We start from the raw sequence: 15,848 nt of genomic DNA, 5'->3' as shown, positions 1-15,848 counted from the left end.
CGCGCCGTCCCTTCCGGGGCGGCGCGTTCGTCCGTGTCGGCACGGCGGTCCCGGTGCGTGTCCTGGGAAGTCGACCCTTGCCTCCCGTCGGTGTTGCACTCGACCCCTGCGAGTGCCAGAATCGGCGTTGGCACTCGCTCACGCTGAGTGCCAGCACGACCCCCATGACGACGTCCGGGAGGGACGAGAAACTCACATGGCAAAGATCATTGCTTTCGACGAAGAGGCCCGTCGCGGCCTCGAGCGCGGCCTCAACATCCTGGCCGACGCCGTGAAGGTGACGCTCGGCCCGCGCGGCCGCAACGTCGTCCTCGAGAAGAAGTGGGGCGCCCCCACGATCACGAACGACGGTGTCTCCATCGCCAAGGAGATCGAGCTCGACGACCCGTACGAGAAGATCGGTGCGGAGCTCGTCAAGGAGGTCGCCAAGAAGACCGACGACGTCGCCGGTGACGGTACGACCACCGCGACCGTCCTCGCCCAGGCACTCGTCCGCGAGGGTCTCCGCAACGTCGCCGCCGGTGCCGACCCCGTGTCGCTCAAGCGCGGCATCGAGAAGGCCGTCGCCGCCGTCTCCGACCAGCTCCTCGTCAACGCCAAGGACATCGAGACCAAGGACCAGATCGCCGCCACCGCGTCGATCTCCGCCGCGGACCCGACGATCGGCGCGCTCATCGCCGAGGCCATCGACAAGGTCGGCAAGGAAGGCGTCGTCACCGTCGAGGAGTCGAACACCTTCGGCACCGAGCTCGAGCTCACCGAGGGCATGCGCTTCGACAAGGGCTACCTGTCGCAGTACTTCGTCACCGACCCCGAGCGTCAGGAAGCCGTCTTCGAGGACGCCTACATCCTGATCGTCAACTCGAAGATCTCGAACATCAAGGACCTCCTGCCGGTCGTCGACAAGGTGATCCAGGCGGGCAAGCAGCTCCTGATCATCGCCGAGGACGTCGACGGCGAGGCCCTGGCCACGCTCGTCGTGAACAAGATCCGCGGCATCTTCAAGTCCGTCGCCGTCAAGGCCCCGGGCTTCGGCGACCGTCGCAAGGCCATGCTGCAGGACATCGCGATCCTCACCGGCGGCCAGGTCATCTCGGAAGAGGTCGGCCTCAAGCTCGAGAACGCCACGCTCGACCTGCTCGGCAAGGCACGCAAGGTCATCATCACCAAGGACGAGACGACCATCGTCGAGGGTGCTGGCGACGAGGAGCAGATCGCGGGCCGCGTCCGCCAGATCCGCTCCGAGATCGAGGCGACCGACTCCGACTACGACCGCGAGAAGCTCCAGGAGCGCCTCGCGAAGCTCGCCGGTGGCGTGGCCGTCATCAAGGCCGGTGCCGCGACCGAGGTCGAGCTCAAGGAGCGCAAGCACCGCATCGAGGACGCCGTCCGCAACGCGAAGGCTGCTGTCGAAGAGGGCATCGTCGCCGGTGGTGGCGTGGCGCTCATCCAGGCGTCCATCGTGCTCGACTCCCTCGAGCTCGAGGGCGACGAGGCGACCGGCGCGAACATCGTCCGCGTCGCGATCGACGCGCCGCTCAAGCAGATCGCGCTGAACGCCGGTCTCGAGCCGGGCGTCGTCGCCGCCAAGGTCCGCGAGCTCGAGTCGGGTCACGGCCTCAACGCCGCGACCGGTGAGTACGTCGACCTGGTCGCCGCGGGCATCATCGACCCGGCCAAGGTCACGCGCTCGGCGCTGCAGAACGCTGCGTCGATCGCCGGCCTGTTCCTCACGACCGAGGCCGTCGTCGCCGACAAGCCGGAGCGCACCCCTGCTGCTCCGGCCGGCGACCCGACGGGTGGCATGGACTTCTAAGCAGTCCTGACGGAAGGGCCTCGCACGCTGCGCGTGCGGGGCCCTTCCGCGTGCGTGGGGTGGGGTGTGGGTGGAGTGGTCGCGTGGCGAGTCGGGTGGGCCGAGGTCGCGCGAACTGCCGCCCGCTGGCGCGGCGGGCGGCACTTCGTGCGACCCCGCCGTGCGGCTGACGGCGTGTTGTGCGACCACCGAAGAACGCACAGGAGGCGCGGGTCGCCTCGTTCTCCACAGTTCGGCTTCCGAAGCGGTCGCGTTGGGCACCGCGCCGCCACACTCTCGCCATGCCACGGCCCAGCACGCTCCCCGACGCACTCGATCCGAACGGCTTCCTGGTCCGTGAAGCGCTCGCGAACGGTGTCGACCCGGTCGACTCCGACGGAAGGACCTCTCGCGCCCGGTCCACGGCGTTCGGACCACGGACACGTCGATGTCCCTCGTCACCGCCGTTGCGCTCGTGATGCGCCATGACCAGTACTTCAGTCACACGACCGCCGTCGAGCGGTGGGGTGCTCCGCTGCCCCGCGCACACGAGGGCGCTGTTCATGTCACGACCGTCGGTGCCGGGCCACTGATGCGCCGGCCCGGGGTCGTCGGGCATCGACGTCGGGCCGGAGCTGTCGTCGTCGCTCTCGACGACGTACGGGTGAGCGGACCCGAGCGGGCGTGGCGCGATTGTGCGGGGTTGCTCACGGTCCAACAGCTCGTGGCGGTCGGTGACTTCCTCGTGGGCCATCGTGGTCCGACGACCGTCGATGCGCTTGCCGCGACGATCCTGCCCGGCGAGCGGTTCGTCGCCGTCGCGCGTGCTGCCATCGAACTGATCCGAGTCGGGGCGGAGTCGGCCATGGAGACGTGGTTGCGTCTCGCCGTGGTCGGCGCGGGGTTTCCCGAGCCGGAGCTGCAGGTCGAGGTGTTCGATGGCGCAGGGCGATTCCTCGCGCGCGTCGACATGGGCTGGCCGAACCTGCGGATCGCGCTCGAGTACGACGGGGACCACCACCGCGAGCGGGCGACGTACGAGCACGATCAGCGACGAGACAACTCGATGGTCGTGAACGGTTGGCTGGTGCTCCACGCGAACCGTGCCGACGCCGGCCGGCGGTGCTGTTCGAGCGGCTCCGTCAGGCGTTCGTCGCGCGGTCGGCGATGGACACCCGCGCGTGAGGTCGTCGAGATCGCTCAACACGCCGCGGGAGTTCCGGCGAGGTCTCACGAACTGCCGCCGAGCGCGTTCTTGAGCGGCAATTCGTGCGACCTCGGCGGCGCCGGGCACCGGCGGCGTCAGGCGCCGGCGGGGGCGGCGTAGTCGCGGGGGAGCAGGGGGAGCCAGACGCGGAAGGTGGCGCCGCCGCCCTCGGTGTCGAAGACCTCGACCGAGCCGTGGTGCGCCGCGACGATGCCCGAGACGATGGCGAGCCCGAGGCCCGAACCGCCGGTGTCCCGTGCGCGCGAGGTGTCGGCACGCCAGAAGCGCTGGAAGATCTTGTCGCGGAGCTGCGGCGGGATGCCCTCACCGTGGTCGATCACGTCGATGTGCGCCATGCCGCGCTCGTCGTCCACGCCGATGCCGATCTCGATCGGGTCGTCGTGCTCCGTGAAGCGCATGGCGTTGCCCATGAGGTTCGTCACGATCTGGCGGATCTTGTTCTCCTCCGCCAGGACGATCGGCGGGCGCTTCGGCAGCACGACCGTGGGCAGCGGGGTCGTCTCGTCGCTCGGGGCGAGTTCGCCGTCGACGCCCATCGCGCGGGTGCGACGGGCACGCAGGCGCGCGATCGTCTGGCGCGAGAACGCGATCGGCCCGGTGGTGTTCGCCGACGTGGGCGAGACCGGCGGGGAGTCGCTCGAGTCGGAGCCGGGTGCCGCGGCCGGACGGACGGCGTGCGGGACGCTCTCGCCCGTCACCGAGTCCTCGACGAGCACCTGGATCTCGCGGTCCGGGTTCGACGCCATGGTGTCGAGCGCAGAGTCGCGCGCGATGGCGACGAGGTCGACCGGCCCGAGTTCGAGCGGCTTCGACTCGTCGATCCGGGCGAGCTGCAGGAGGTCCTGCACCAGGAGCCCCATGCGCTTCGCTTCCTTCTCGATGCGCTCCATCGCCTGCGCGACGTCTTCCTCCTTGCGGAGGGCACCCATCCGGTACAGCTCGGCGTAGCCGCGCAGAGAAACGAGCGGCGTGCGGAGCTCGTGGGAGGCGTCCCCGACGAAGCGGCGCATCTGGTCGATGGTGCGCTGGCGGTCCTCGAACGCGGTGTCGATCCGCTCGAGCATCGAGTTCAGGGAGCGGTTCAGGCGTCCGACCTCGGTGTTCGGGGTGTCCGACTCGAGTCGCTGGTTGAAGTCACCGGCGGCGAAGCGCGCAGCGGTGTCCTCGACGTCGCGCAACGGGTCGAAGGTCGCGGTCACGAGGAGTCTGGTGAGCATGGCGCCGAGCAGGATGACCGAGATGCCGAACCCGAGGAAGATGACCGTGAAGCGGGCGATCGTCTGGTCGGTGTCGGCGCTGGAGACCGCGACGAGCACGTAGCCCGTCTCGGTGGCGCCGTTCGACTGGTCCTGCAACGAGGCCGGGATCACCTGGGCACGCCACTCGTGGTTGTGCTGGCTGTCGTAGAGCGAGAAGCGGACGCCGCTCTGGGCGGCGGCAGCGAAGTCGAGCTGCCGGATGTCGGGGCGGCTGGACGCCTTCGTCTGGCAGATCCGGTCGCTGTCCGAGTTGTACGCGGCGACGTAGGCGCTCTGCGACAGGACGACGGACAGCTTGCAGTACTGCTCACCGTCGCTGATGTTCTGACCCTCGAGCTGCTCGGTCGTGTTCTTCACGCTGGTGTCGAGCTGCGACATGAGGTAGGTCGAGAGCACGGTCATGGTGCCGAGACCGGCGACGAGCAGCCCGAGCGCCACCAACAGGACCGTGATCCCGGTGATCTTGGTGCGCAGGGAGATCCCGTCCCACCAGCGGCTCATTCGCGTGTGCATGCTTCCCCAACGATAGACGGCGGCCGCGGGTCGAAACCCGACGGCCGCCGTGAAGACGGACCCAGAAGTCCGAGAGACCTACGAGGCCTTCGACGCCTTGAGCATGTAGCCGAAGCCGCGCTTCGTCTGGATGATCGGCTCGGCCGAGTACTGGTCGAGCTTCCGACGCAGGTACGAGATGTACGACTCGACGATGCCGGCGTCGCCGTTGAAGTCGTACTCCCACACGTGGTCGAGGATCTGCGCCTTGGACAGCACGCGGTTCGGGTTGAGCATGAGGTAGCGGAGCAGCTTGAACTCGGTGGGGGAGAGCTCGATCTGCGCGTCGCCGATGGTGACCTCGTGCGTGTCCTGGTCCATCGTGAGCTCACCGGCGCGGATGATCGCGTCCTCTTCGTCGTTCATGGTGCGACGGAGGATGGCCTTGATGCGGGCGACGATCTCGTCGAGCGAGAACGGCTTCGTGACGTAGTCGTCGCCACCGACGGTGAGGCCGGTGATCTTGTCCTCGGTGTCGTCCTTCGCGGTGAGGAACAGGATCGGCGAGGTGTAGCCCGACGAGCGGAGGCGCTTCGTGACGCCGAACCCGTTCATGTCGGGGAGCATCACGTCGAGGATGATCAGGTCCGGCTCTTCTTCCAGCACGGCGGAGATCGCCTGAGCGCCGTTGCCCACTGCGCGCACGGCGAAGCCGGCGAAGCGCAGCGAGGTCGTCAGGAGGTCGCGGATGTTCGGCTCGTCGTCGACGATCAGGATCTTGGGGCCATCGCTCATGGTCCTATCTTCTGACCGTTCCCTAATGGTTTCCTGAGAGCGGTGCGTGCGTCAGCCCACGGGCGCCTGGACCTGGTCGGCGTCGAGGATCGTGTACGAGTACCCCTGCTCGGCCAGGAAGCGCTGACGGTTCTGCGCGAAGTCCTGGTCGACGGTGTCGCGGGTCACGAGCGTGTAGAACGACGCGGGGAGTCCGTCCTTGTTCGGGCGCAGGAGTCGGCCGAGTCGCTGGGCCTCTTCCTGCCGCGAGCCGAACGACCCGGAGACCTGGATCGCGACGGTCGCGTCCGGCAGGTCGACGGAGAAGTTCGCGACCTTCGAGACGACGAGGACGTCGATGGTGCCGTCGCGGAACGCCTGGTACAGCCGCTCCCGCTCGTCGACGGGTGTCGAGCCGGTGATCTCCGCAGCGTCCAGGGACTCGGCAAGCGAGTCGAGCTGGTCGATGTACTGCCCGATCACGAGGATCTGCTCTCCGCGGTGCTTCTCGATGAGCTCCCGGACCACCGGGGTCTTCGCGGGTGAGGTCGCCGCCAGCCGGTACCGTTCGTCGTCGCTCGACGCCGCGTACTCGAGCCGGTCTTGGTGCGGGAGGTCGATGCGGACCTCGAAGCACTCGGCGGGGGAGATGTAGCCCTGCGCCTCGATCTCCTTCCACGGGGCGTCGTAGCGCTTCGGCCCGATGAGGGAGAACACGTCGCCCTCGCGCCCGTCCTCGCGCACGAGGGTCGCGGTCAGGCCGAGTCGACGGCGGGCCTGCAGGTCGGCGGTCAGCTTGAACACCGGCGCGGGCAGGAGGTGCACCTCGTCGTACACGATGAGGCCCCAGTCGAGGGCGTCGAGCAGCGACAGGTGCGTGTACTCGCCCTTCCGACGGGCGGTGAGGATCTGGTAGGTCGCGATGGTGACCGGCCGGATCTCCTTGACGCTGCCGGAGTACTCGCCGATCTCGTCCTCGGTCAGGGTGGTCCGACGCAGCAGCTCGGACCGCCACTGCCGGGCGGAGACGGTGTTCGTGACGAGGATGAGCGTCGTCGCCTTCACGGTCGCCATCGCGCCGGCGCCGACGAGCGTCTTGCCCGCACCACACGGCAGCACGACGACGCCCGATCCCTGCGCGAAGAAGGTGTCGACGGCCTGCTCCTGGTACGGGCGGAGACTCCACTCTGACGTGTCGAGGTCGATCGGGTGGGGCTGTCCAGGGGTGTAGCCGGCGAGGTCCTCGGCCGGCCAGCCGAGCTTCACGAGCTCCTGCTTGATCTGCCCGCGGGCCCACGGGAGCAGCTCGACCTCCTCCGGGGAGCGCATGTTGCCGAGCAGTGGCTTGATGCGCTTCGACCGGATGACCTCGGCCAGCACCGACGGCTCCGTCGCGGTGAGCAGCAGGACCGGTTGGAGCTCGAGTTCCTCGGACGGGGAGTTCGCGATCACCGGGGCGTCCGGGCGCTCTTCGCGTCGGATGACGAGCCGGCCGTAGCGCGCCACGGTGTCCCGGATGTCGACGGTCACGCTCTGCGGCACGGGGAACTTCGCGAAGCGTTCGAGCGTCCCGATCATCGATTCGGCATCGTGCCCGGCCGCGCGCGCGTTCCACAGCCCGAGCCGCGTGATGCGGTACGTGTGCACGTGCTCGGGGGCGCGTTCGAGCTCGGCGAAGACCGCGAGGTCGTGGCGTGCGTCCTCGGCGTCGGGGTGTGCGACCTCGAGGAGCACGGTGCGGTCGCTCTGCACGATCAGCGGTCCGTTCATGACGGATCAGCCTAGGCCGCTTGCCTGCGAACCGGCGCGGTCCGGCTCACCTGTGGATCACGCGTCGCTCTCCACAGCCACCACGAGGGAGAGCGGCAGGGTGCGTTCGACGTCGACGGCGGTGTCACGCCCCCGGACGCGTCCGGCGGCCACCGAGGTCGGGATGATCGAGAACGGTCGCTCCGTGCCGTCCGGCATCCGCACCGTCAGCCGGATCGGGGTGCGTCCGCGGACCGCGAGGTCGATCTGCCGCCCGAGCCACTCCTGCTCCGGTTCGGCGTCACCCCGTTCGGTGGTGACGCGGAGTCGTTCCACGAGTGCGTGCGCCGCCTGCTCCGGGTTGCGTCCGCCTCCGCGTCGTCGGCCTGGAGGCACGGATCCCGTCGCGGGGCGGGCTGCGGCCGTCAGGACGGCCGGGTAGCGCTGGTCCTCCAGCGCCGTGTGGACGACGTGCGGCGGGTAGCGGGTCAGCAGGGTCGTGAGGTCGTCGCGCTCCCACGCCAGCTGGCGCAGCTCGGCGTCGACCCCGATGAGGTCGAGCTGGTCGGCGGTGCCGTGCACGCGGGTCCCGATGCCGTCCGCGCCGAGGTCGACGACGATGCTGCCGTCGCGGGAGGCCACCTGGTCGACCAGGTACGCGAGCGGCTGCGGGAGGCCGGTCGAGGACAGCCGCTCGAGGAGCGCCACGACCTCGTCGCGGGTGAGCCCGGCCCGGAACGCCCGGCGGAGCGAGTCCTCGGAGATCCGGTACCGGGCCGCGAGTCCCGGGGCCTCGAGCACGGCGACGCTCCGGAGCGCGGCGTCGTCGACGGGGGCGAGCGGGCCCGGCGCGATCACCGTGAGGTCGTGCTGGAGGTACACGCCGTCGACCGTGCGCGGGAGGTCCTCGGCTGCCGGAGCCGCATCGCCGTCGAGGAGCGCTCGGCCGGTGCTCGTGACGAGGCCGTCCACGGTGAGGCCGAGGGCGTTCGCGGTCCCGGCGACCTCGAGCAGGACGGCGTCGAGCCACCGGGCACCCGCCGGGTACGCCCAGCGGCCGACGGAGACGAGGTCGCGGAGGTCGTCCCCGGCGGTGTCGAGTACGTCGTGGAGTGCGGGGTCGAGGGAGTTGCGCCACGCCGACACGAGCGTCGACCAGCGGTCCGGCCAGCTCGCCACGAGCCAGGTGTCGCCGGCGTCGGTCGTCGTCCACGTGCCGTCGCCCGGGGCGGCGAAGCCGGTCCGTTCGAGCAGCGCCAGACGGTCCGGCACGACCTGGGCATCGGCGCCGGCGCGCTCGCCGAGCGTCTTCGCGAGCGGGGTCCCGATGCCGCCCTTCACGAGTTCGCGGACGGCTCCGTCGGACACGGCGCGCAGGAGCTCGGCGAGCACCGTCATCGTCGCGAAGGCGTGCTCCGCGCCGGTCGTCCGGGCGCGTGCCTCGTCGACCGTCTCGGGCGGCGGACCGGCGTGATCGGGGTGATCCGTGCCTCCAGACAGACCGGCGATGTCCGGGTGCGCGGCCAGACGGGCCGCGACCGCGTCGTCGACGCCGCCGTCCTCGTCGGCGAGGCCGAGCGTGACCGCCGGGGCGAGGTCGTCGGCGGACCCGGTCCGGTCACGGAGCGCGAGGAGCGTCGCACGGGGAAGGTGCTCGATGGCGGCGTCGACCGCGTCGTCGGTGCGGAGTGCCTCGGCGAGGTCGAAGAAGTCCGAGATGCGCAGCGGACCTGCCTCGGCGAGGACCGCCGCGGGGAGCCGCCGGGCCACGACGAGTCGTTCGAGGGCGTCGTCGGGCATCGCCCGGAGCCGGGCGGCGAGGTCTGCGGTGGTCGTCATCGTCCGCCGCGATCGTCCCGCGCGGGCCTCAGCGCGCCGTCCGGTTCGCTCGCGCCCTGCGCGTCCAGGTGATGGCGAGGAGCGTGAAGACCAGCACCATGCCGATCGGGAACCCGATGAGCGGGATCGCCATGATCACGGGCCACGGCATCGATCCCTGCGCGCTCGGGGCGGTCAGCCACATGACGATCATCGCCGCCATGCAGAGGAACGCCGCGATGAAGATCCCACCGACCATGAACGCGAGGGCGCGTTCGGTACGATTGAACGTCACCGGGGGTTCCGCGGAGTCCTGCGTGTTCCCGGTGGACCGGGTCGGGTTGGCCATCGACCCAGGATATCCGACGCACCACGGCCGTTCCACGACCTCGAGGAGTCCCACCAATGCCCACCGGCAAGGTCAAGTTCTACGACGACCAGAAGGGGTTCGGGTTCATCACCGGCGACGACGGCGAACCCGTCTTCCTGCACGCGTCCTCGCTGCCCGACGGCGTCACGTCGGTGAAGGCCGGATCGCGGCTCGAGTACGGCGTCGTCCAGGGGAAGAAGGGGTCGCAGGCGTTGTCCGTGCGGTTCCTCGACCCGCAGCCGTCCCTGGCGAAGATGTCACGGCGATCGGCGGACGACATGGCCGTGATCGTCGAGGACCTCGTGAAGGAGCTCGACCGCATCAGCGGGGACTTCCGGCACGGCCGGTACCCGAAGAACGGCACCCGTATCGCCGCGATCCTGCGGCACGTCGCTGACCAGTTGGACGCGTGATGACCGAGACCTCCCCCACCGCCCCTGCTCCTTCCGAGGACCTCACCGCCCTCGCGCGGAAGGCCCTGCTCGAGGTGACGCCCGAATCCACCGTCGGCGCGCCCGCGGGCACCGTCGACGAGGGGGACGGCGTCGTGTCGGTGCTCTTCGCGAACCGCATGCCCGGGTACCCCGGGTGGCGGTGGACCGTCTCCATCGCGCAGGTCGAGGGTGACGAGCCCACCGTGCTCGAGGTCGAGCTCATGCCGGGCGACGGTTCGCTCGTCGCGCCGGACTGGGTGCCGTGGTCCGAGCGGCTCGCCGAGTACCGCGCGGGGCAGCACGAGGACGAGCACGACGACGAGGACGACGAGGACGAAGACGACGAGGACGCCGAGGACGCGGACTACGACGACGCGGACGACGACGAGTCCGATGACGACGAGTCCGACGACGAGGACGACTTCGACACCGACGAGGACGACCTCGACGAGTCGGACGACGACGACATCGAGGGCGTGGACGTCGACGAGCTCGACGAGGCGGACGACGACGAGTCCGACGGTGACGAGTCGGACGACGACGATGACGAGGCCGACGTGACCCCGCCACCGTCCCGCGGAGCACGTCGCCGCTCCAGCCGGGTCCGCCCGGTCGACCCCGACGAGGACCTCGAGACGGACCGGCTCGACGCCGGCGAGGTCGACCCGGGACGCCACGGCGCCTGACCCGAACCGCACCGACGAGAACGGCCGCAGCCCCACGGATCCCGTGGGGCTGCGGCCGTTCGGCGTGGTGGGTGCCCGGTCAGCGCAGGGCGCTCACCGTGAAGTCGATCGCCTGCACGAGCTTCGCGACGTCGTCCGGGTCGATCGCCGTGAACGTCGCGATGCGCAGCTGGTTGCGTCCGAGCTTCCGGTACGGCTCGGTGTCGACGATGCCGTTCTGGCGGAGGGTGGCGGCGACGGCCTTCGCGTCGATGGAGTCGTCGAGGTCGATCGTGGCGACGACCTGCGAGCGGGCAGCGGCATCGGTCACGAACGGCGTCGCGTAGTCGACCGACTCGGCCCAGTCGTACAGGGTCGACGACGACGTCTTCGTGCGGGTGTCCGCCCACGCGATCCCGCCGGACTCGTTGATCCACCGCACCTGGTCGTCGAGCAGGATCAGGGTCGCGAGCGCCGGGGTGTTCAGGGTCTGGTTCAGGCGCGAGTTGTCGACGGCGTTCTTCAGGGACAGGAACTCCGGGATGTACCGGCCGCTCGCCGCGATCCGCTCGACGCGCTCGATCGCGGCGGGGGAGAACAGCGCGAGCCAGAGGCCGCCGTCCGACGCGAAGTTCTTCTGCGGCGCGAAGTAGTAGACGTCGGTGGCGCTGACGTCGAACGCGGCACCACCGGCGGCGCTCGTGGCGTCGACGACGGTGAGGGCGCCGGGGTCACCCGCGGCGCGGACGACCGGAGCCATGACGCCCGTCGAGGTCTCGTTGTGCGGGTAGGCGTAGACGTCCACGCCCTCGACGACCTCGAGTGCGGCGAGCGATCCACCGGGTGCCTCGACGACGTGCGGCGCTTCGAGCCACGGCGCACCGGCGGCCTTGGCGAACTTGGACCCGAACTCGCCGAAGGACAGGTTCTCGGCCCGGCGCTCGATCAGGCCGAACGCGGCGGCGTCCCAGAAGGCGGTCGAGCCACCGTTGCCGAGGACGACCTCGTAGCCCTCGGGGACGTCGAACAGGTCGGCGATGCCCTGCCGGACGCTGCCGACCAGGTCCTTCACGGGCTTCTGACGGTGGGAGGTGCCGAGGATCGTCGCCCCGCGGGTCACGAGGGACTCGAGCTGCGCGCCACGGATCTTGGACGGTCCGCAGCCGAAGCGGCCGTCGGTCGGGAGGAGTTCGGCGGGGATGACGATGTCTGCCATGCACCGATCCTAGCGAGCGGTATCCCAACGCTCGTGACCGTGTACCGGCCGGACGGGGCGGACCTGCACCGTGCCTCCAGGCCGTGTCCGCCACGGACTTTCTTGCACCTTGCAAGTGTTGGTCATTGCATGTCGCCTCGAACAAGTAGGGTGGGGCGCGCTGGGCCCAGACATGAGAGGCGGACCGTGACCGATCTCGTCGACACCACGGAGATGTACCTTCGCACCATCCTCGACTTGGAGGAAGAGGCGATCGTGCCGCTGCGCGCCCGCATCTCGGAGCGTCTCGGCCACTCGGGCCCCACGGTCTCGCAGACCATCGCCCGCATGGAGCGCGACGGACTCGTCGTCGTCTCCGGCGACCGGCACCTCGAACTCACCGACGAGGGGCGCTCCCGTGCCACCCACGTCATGCGCAAGCACCGCCTCGCGGAGCGCCTGCTGTCCGACGTGATCGGGCTCGACTGGGCGTTCGTCCACGACGAGGCATGCCGCTGGGAGCACGTCATGAGCGAGCAGGTCGAGGTCCGTCTGCTCGAGATGCTCGGCAACCCGACCGAGTCGCCGTACGGCAACCCGATCCCGGGCCTCGCCGAGATCGGCGGCCCCGCGGCACCCGGGTTCCTCGACGGCGTGCAGAACATCGTCGCCGCGACCGAGGGCACCGACGCCGTCGCGACCGGTGTGATCCGCCGCCTCGGTGAACCCGTGCAGTTCGAACCGGAGCTCCTCCACCAGCTGCGGTCGGCGGGTGTGATGCCCGGACGGCTGGCGAGCGTGCAGCGCGCAGGGGCCTACGTCGCCGTCCGCGTCGACGGCGAGGACGCTGGGATCGAGCTGCCCAGCGAGGTCGCGCAGCACGTCTACATCGAGCGAGCCTGACGCGCTGTCCCCGGAACTGGGGCGGAGTGGTTTTCTGCCCTCTGATCAGGGATTCTTAACCGTTCCGTTACAAACCGGCGTTTTCATCTCGACAAGGTAACGGCGTCCACGTACACTCGTCGAGTCCGCCGGCCACCCACGAGGCCCAGGACCCGTGACAGGACGTCTCGAACCCGTCTCCTGTCTCGATCGGAAACGATGACGAACGGATGGGGTTGCACGGCCGGCGATCACCCCCGCTGGCAGTGATGACGAGACGCCGGAGACATCCCTTGACGCAGACCGGTTCCGCCGCGGACGACCAGACGCCCGCGAACCCGACGAACACCGTGAACGCCACCGACGCGCCGCTCTCCCGCCGGGCCGCTCGCACCGCGGAACCCACCCGCCGCGTGACCCCGGTCCGCGACGCGCCGCTCCCCGGCGGTCGCCGCGCAGCGCAGGCCGCCCGCACCGCCGCCACGGCGAAGGCGAGCTCCTCCGCCCGCAAGCGCCGTTTCCTCGCGCCGGTCGTGCTGACCGTCGCCGCGGGCATGTTCGGCACCGTGGCCGTCGCCCCGGCGTTCGCCGCGACGCAGCAGTCCACCGGCTCGGACGCCGCCGCCGCGCAGCGCCAGATCCGCACGACCGAGGCTCAGAACTTCTCCGTGTCCGACGCGGTCGCCCTCGCCGGCACGAGCCGCGACGGCTACGGCGCCACCGCGCAGTCCACGCTCGACGCCGAGGCCGCGCAGAAGGCCGCTGCCGCAGCCGCCAAGCAGGCCGCCGCCACGCAGGCCGCCCGCGCGCAGACCGCCTCGCAGTACGCCTCGTACACGGGCCCGAGCGCGTCGGACTACGTCGCGACCGCCTCCGCCGCGAACACCCCGTTCTCGCTGCCGGCCGTGGTCGCCACCGCCAAGCAGTACATCGGCACCCCGTACGTCTTCGGCGGCGCCGACCCGTCCGGCTTCGACTGCTCGGGCTACGTCATGTTCGTGTACGCCCAGTACGGCATCAACCTCGCGCACTCGGTGCCGCTGCAGGACCAGGCCGGCACCACGATCCCCGAGTCCGACGCGCAGCCCGGTGACGTCGTCATCTTCAACAACGAGGCGCACGACGGCTTCTACATGGGCAACGGCATGATCATGGACGCCCCGAAGCCCGGTGGCTCCGTCTCGATCCGCCCGATCTGGACCAGCGACTACCACATCGTCCGCTTCGGCATCTGATCCGACCGCGGGACGTCGATCCCGTGAACATCGCCGGAACCGGCCTGCGCACCCTCGTGCCGGGCCGGTTTCTGACGTACCCTGACGCTGCACCGGTCCGAACGGCCCCGAGCAGGGAGACCCCATGTCAGCGTTCCGCACGACCCGCACCATGGGTCGGCGCGCGCACGTCGACATATGGTCGACCACCGCCTGCGTGCACGAGCACGCCCCTGCATGACGAGAGCACTGCCCAGCCGGGTGGTGCTCTTCGTGGTTCAGGGGACGTGTGCGCGAGCGACGGTCACTTGCGCGCGAGTCCCGGTCCGACGCACCCGCAGCGCCTGGAAGCCGTCCAGGCACGTCGGAAGGGAAACCATGCGCACTCTCGTCCTCAACGCCGGCTACGAGCCCCTCGCGGTGATCTCGTTCCGACGGGCCCTCGTGCTCGTCATGAACCAGAAGGCGGCCATCGTCGCCGCAGACCTCGAGCACCCGGTCACGGGCTCGACGTCCACCTACGACCGTCCGTCCGTCATCATCCTCACCCGGTACGTCCGCATCCCGCACTCGCGGCTCGTGCCGGTCTCCCGTCGCGGTGTGCTCCGCCGGGACGCCAGTCGGTGCGCCTACTGCGACCGGCACGCGACGACCATCGACCACGTGCAGCCGCGTTCGCGCGGGGGCGAGGACTCGTGGGAGAACCTCGTCGCCTGCTGCCTGGCGTGCAACAACACCAAGGGTGACCGCACCCCGCAGGAGATGGGGTGGCGGCTCCGGTTCCGCCCGAAGGCGCCGCACGGTGCGTCGTGGGTGGTGCGGGGCATCGAGCGTCCGCAGTCCGAGTGGGACGAGTACCTCGTGGCCGCGTAGCGGCCTGTGCGCGTTCGCGCGCCGTTCAGTGAGCAGCAATGGTCGGGTCTGGGCAACGGACCCGACCATTGCTGCTCACTGGATGCGCGGCTGTCGCCGCATCGGACTGGAGGCACGGTGCCAGCTGACACCGTGCCTCCAGTCCGTCTCCTGGTCGCGTGTCGAGCGCCGCGCGCGTCAGGCGGTGGGGACCGTCGTGTGCAGCTCGGGTTCGCCGGCCGCTGCGCGGCCGTTCGCGTTCCCGCGGATGACGATCATCGCGATGAGCGCGAAGATCAGGAACACGAACGTGGACAGTCCCGCGAAGGCCAGCAGTGGACTCTGGTTGCTCCCGGCGACGTCGATCCCGCCCGTGGCGAGGATGGTCGAGGGATCGGTCAGGGCGTGCAGGATGATCGGCCAGACGAGGTTCCCGGTCACGCGCAGCGTCAGGTACATCATCATCCCGAACCCGAAGGCGAACCCGACGGTGGCCATGACGGTGAGGAACGGCTGACCCGAGAGCAGGTTCGTGGTGTGCAGCAGGGCGAAGACGAGCGAGGACAGCACGGCGACGGCCCACTCGCGGTAACCGTGCCGGCGGAGCAGGGTGACGACGATGCCGCGGGTGAGCACCTCCTCCGCGATGCCGACGAAGAGGCCTGCGAGGAACGTCGTCGCGATGACCCCTCCGGTGTACGAAGCCCAGTCGATGCCGAACAGGCGGAGGACGAACGTGATCACCACGAGCACGGGTGCGATCCACATCCACCACCGGCCCGTGACCGGCTGGCGTCCGAACAACGGACGGGGGAGCCAGCGGACGGACGCCGCGAAGGCGAACAGGACGATCGAGCCGATGATCAGCGGCAGCGCGACCGCGAGGAATACGCTCAGCGGGTCCCCGAAGACGTCGTCGAAGTCGATGGCGTCGCCGGCTGCCTTGTCGATGACCCAGCCGACGCCGAGGTAGATCGCGAGGTACACGACCGCGAACGCGATCGCCTTCCACCACCCACCCCGGTCCCAGAAGCCGGCCCAACCCGTGCGGTTCCCACGGTTCCCTGATGCGTTCCCTGACATGAGGAAAACCCTAGAGGTCCTGGTGTCCCCGCGGTCGG

14 protein-coding genes are annotated in these 15,848 nt (G+C 69.9%); 7 read left to right on the top strand and 7 right to left on the bottom strand.

Annotated elements, in window-relative coordinates; genetic code table 11:
* Positions 1-196 precede the first annotated feature (196 nt).
* On the top strand, positions 197-1,816 hold the full coding sequence (gene groL, locus FS532_RS08900) for a chaperonin GroEL (RefSeq protein ID WP_144752932.1): 1,620 nt from the start codon (positions 197-199) through the stop codon (positions 1,814-1,816).
* A gap of 643 nt (positions 1,817-2,459) precedes the next feature.
* Entirely contained in the window at positions 2,460-3,122 is a 663-nt protein-coding gene (locus FS532_RS08895; RefSeq protein WP_144752929.1) for a hypothetical protein, read from the top strand.
* Here FS532_RS08895 and FS532_RS08890 read toward each other — a convergent pair.
* The 5 genes from FS532_RS08890 to FS532_RS08870 form a co-directional block, all read right to left on the bottom strand.
* Complete coding sequence (locus FS532_RS08890; RefSeq protein ID WP_144752926.1) at positions 3,098-4,795, bottom strand: sensor histidine kinase; 1,698 nt, start codon at positions 4,793-4,795, stop codon at positions 3,098-3,100. The two genes, FS532_RS08895 and FS532_RS08890, sit on opposite strands and share 25 nt — an antisense overlap.
* A 78-nt stretch (positions 4,796-4,873) precedes the next feature.
* A complete protein-coding gene (locus FS532_RS08885; RefSeq protein WP_017888045.1) occupies positions 4,874-5,569 on the bottom strand; it encodes a response regulator transcription factor in 696 nt (231 codons plus the stop codon).
* Positions 5,570-5,620: 51 nt separating this feature from the next.
* On the bottom strand, positions 5,621-7,318 hold the full coding sequence (locus FS532_RS08880) for a DNA repair helicase XPB (RefSeq protein ID WP_144752923.1): 1,698 nt from the start codon (positions 7,316-7,318) through the stop codon (positions 5,621-5,623).
* Between the two features lie 57 nt (positions 7,319-7,375).
* Complete coding sequence (locus tag FS532_RS08875) at positions 7,376-9,136, bottom strand: helicase-associated domain-containing protein (protein WP_144752920.1); 1,761 nt, start codon at positions 9,134-9,136, stop codon at positions 7,376-7,378.
* Positions 9,137-9,164: 28 nt separating this feature from the next.
* Positions 9,165-9,464: a hypothetical protein gene (locus tag FS532_RS08870; protein WP_079237227.1), complete on the bottom strand. Its 300-nt coding sequence runs from the start codon at positions 9,462-9,464 to the stop codon at positions 9,165-9,167.
* A 56-nt stretch (positions 9,465-9,520) separates the two neighbouring features.
* On the opposite strand from FS532_RS08870, the gene FS532_RS08865 reads away from it, so the two are divergent.
* Positions 9,521-9,898 carry a cold-shock protein gene (locus FS532_RS08865; protein ID WP_079237226.1) on the top strand — a complete coding sequence of 126 codons (378 nt, stop codon included), beginning with the start codon at positions 9,521-9,523 and terminating at the stop codon, positions 9,896-9,898.
* Positions 9,898-10,605, top strand: coding sequence for a DUF3027 domain-containing protein (locus FS532_RS08860; RefSeq protein ID WP_144752917.1), 708 nt, complete (start codon positions 9,898-9,900; stop codon positions 10,603-10,605). The genes FS532_RS08865 and FS532_RS08860 overlap by 1 nt, the downstream gene beginning before the upstream one ends.
* 79 nt (positions 10,606-10,684) lie before the next feature.
* On the opposite strand, the gene serC is transcribed toward FS532_RS08860, so the two are convergent.
* A complete protein-coding gene (gene serC / locus FS532_RS08855; protein WP_144752915.1) occupies positions 10,685-11,800 on the bottom strand; it encodes a phosphoserine transaminase in 1,116 nt (371 codons plus the stop codon).
* Positions 11,801-11,986: 186 nt separating this feature from the next.
* Here serC and FS532_RS08850 point away from each other — a divergent pair, with 186 nt between their 5' ends.
* From FS532_RS08850 to FS532_RS08840, 3 genes are all read left to right on the top strand, one after another.
* The gene (locus FS532_RS08850) at positions 11,987-12,682 is read left to right on the top strand and encodes a metal-dependent transcriptional regulator (protein WP_144752912.1); all 696 of its coding nucleotides are present in this window, start codon (positions 11,987-11,989) and stop codon (positions 12,680-12,682) included.
* A gap of 272 nt (positions 12,683-12,954) precedes the next feature.
* Positions 12,955-13,896: a C40 family peptidase gene (locus FS532_RS19130; protein WP_144752909.1), complete on the top strand. Its 942-nt coding sequence runs from the start codon at positions 12,955-12,957 to the stop codon at positions 13,894-13,896.
* A 357-nt stretch (positions 13,897-14,253) separates the two neighbouring features.
* Entirely contained in the window at positions 14,254-14,748 is a 495-nt protein-coding gene (locus FS532_RS08840) for an HNH endonuclease (RefSeq protein WP_144752906.1), read from the top strand.
* A gap of 177 nt (positions 14,749-14,925) precedes the next feature.
* On the opposite strand, the gene FS532_RS08835 is transcribed toward FS532_RS08840, so the two are convergent.
* The gene (locus FS532_RS08835; RefSeq protein WP_144752903.1) at positions 14,926-15,810 is read right to left on the bottom strand and encodes a CPBP family intramembrane glutamic endopeptidase; all 885 of its coding nucleotides are present in this window, start codon (positions 15,808-15,810) and stop codon (positions 14,926-14,928) included.
* Positions 15,811-15,848: the final 38 nt, after the last annotated feature.

The organism is Curtobacterium pusillum (assembly GCF_007673235.1).
Lineage (GTDB): Bacteria > Actinomycetota > Actinomycetes > Actinomycetales > Microbacteriaceae > Curtobacterium > Curtobacterium pusillum_C.
Note: the sequence above shows the minus strand (reverse complement) of the source record. Positions and strands in the feature narration are given on the sequence as shown.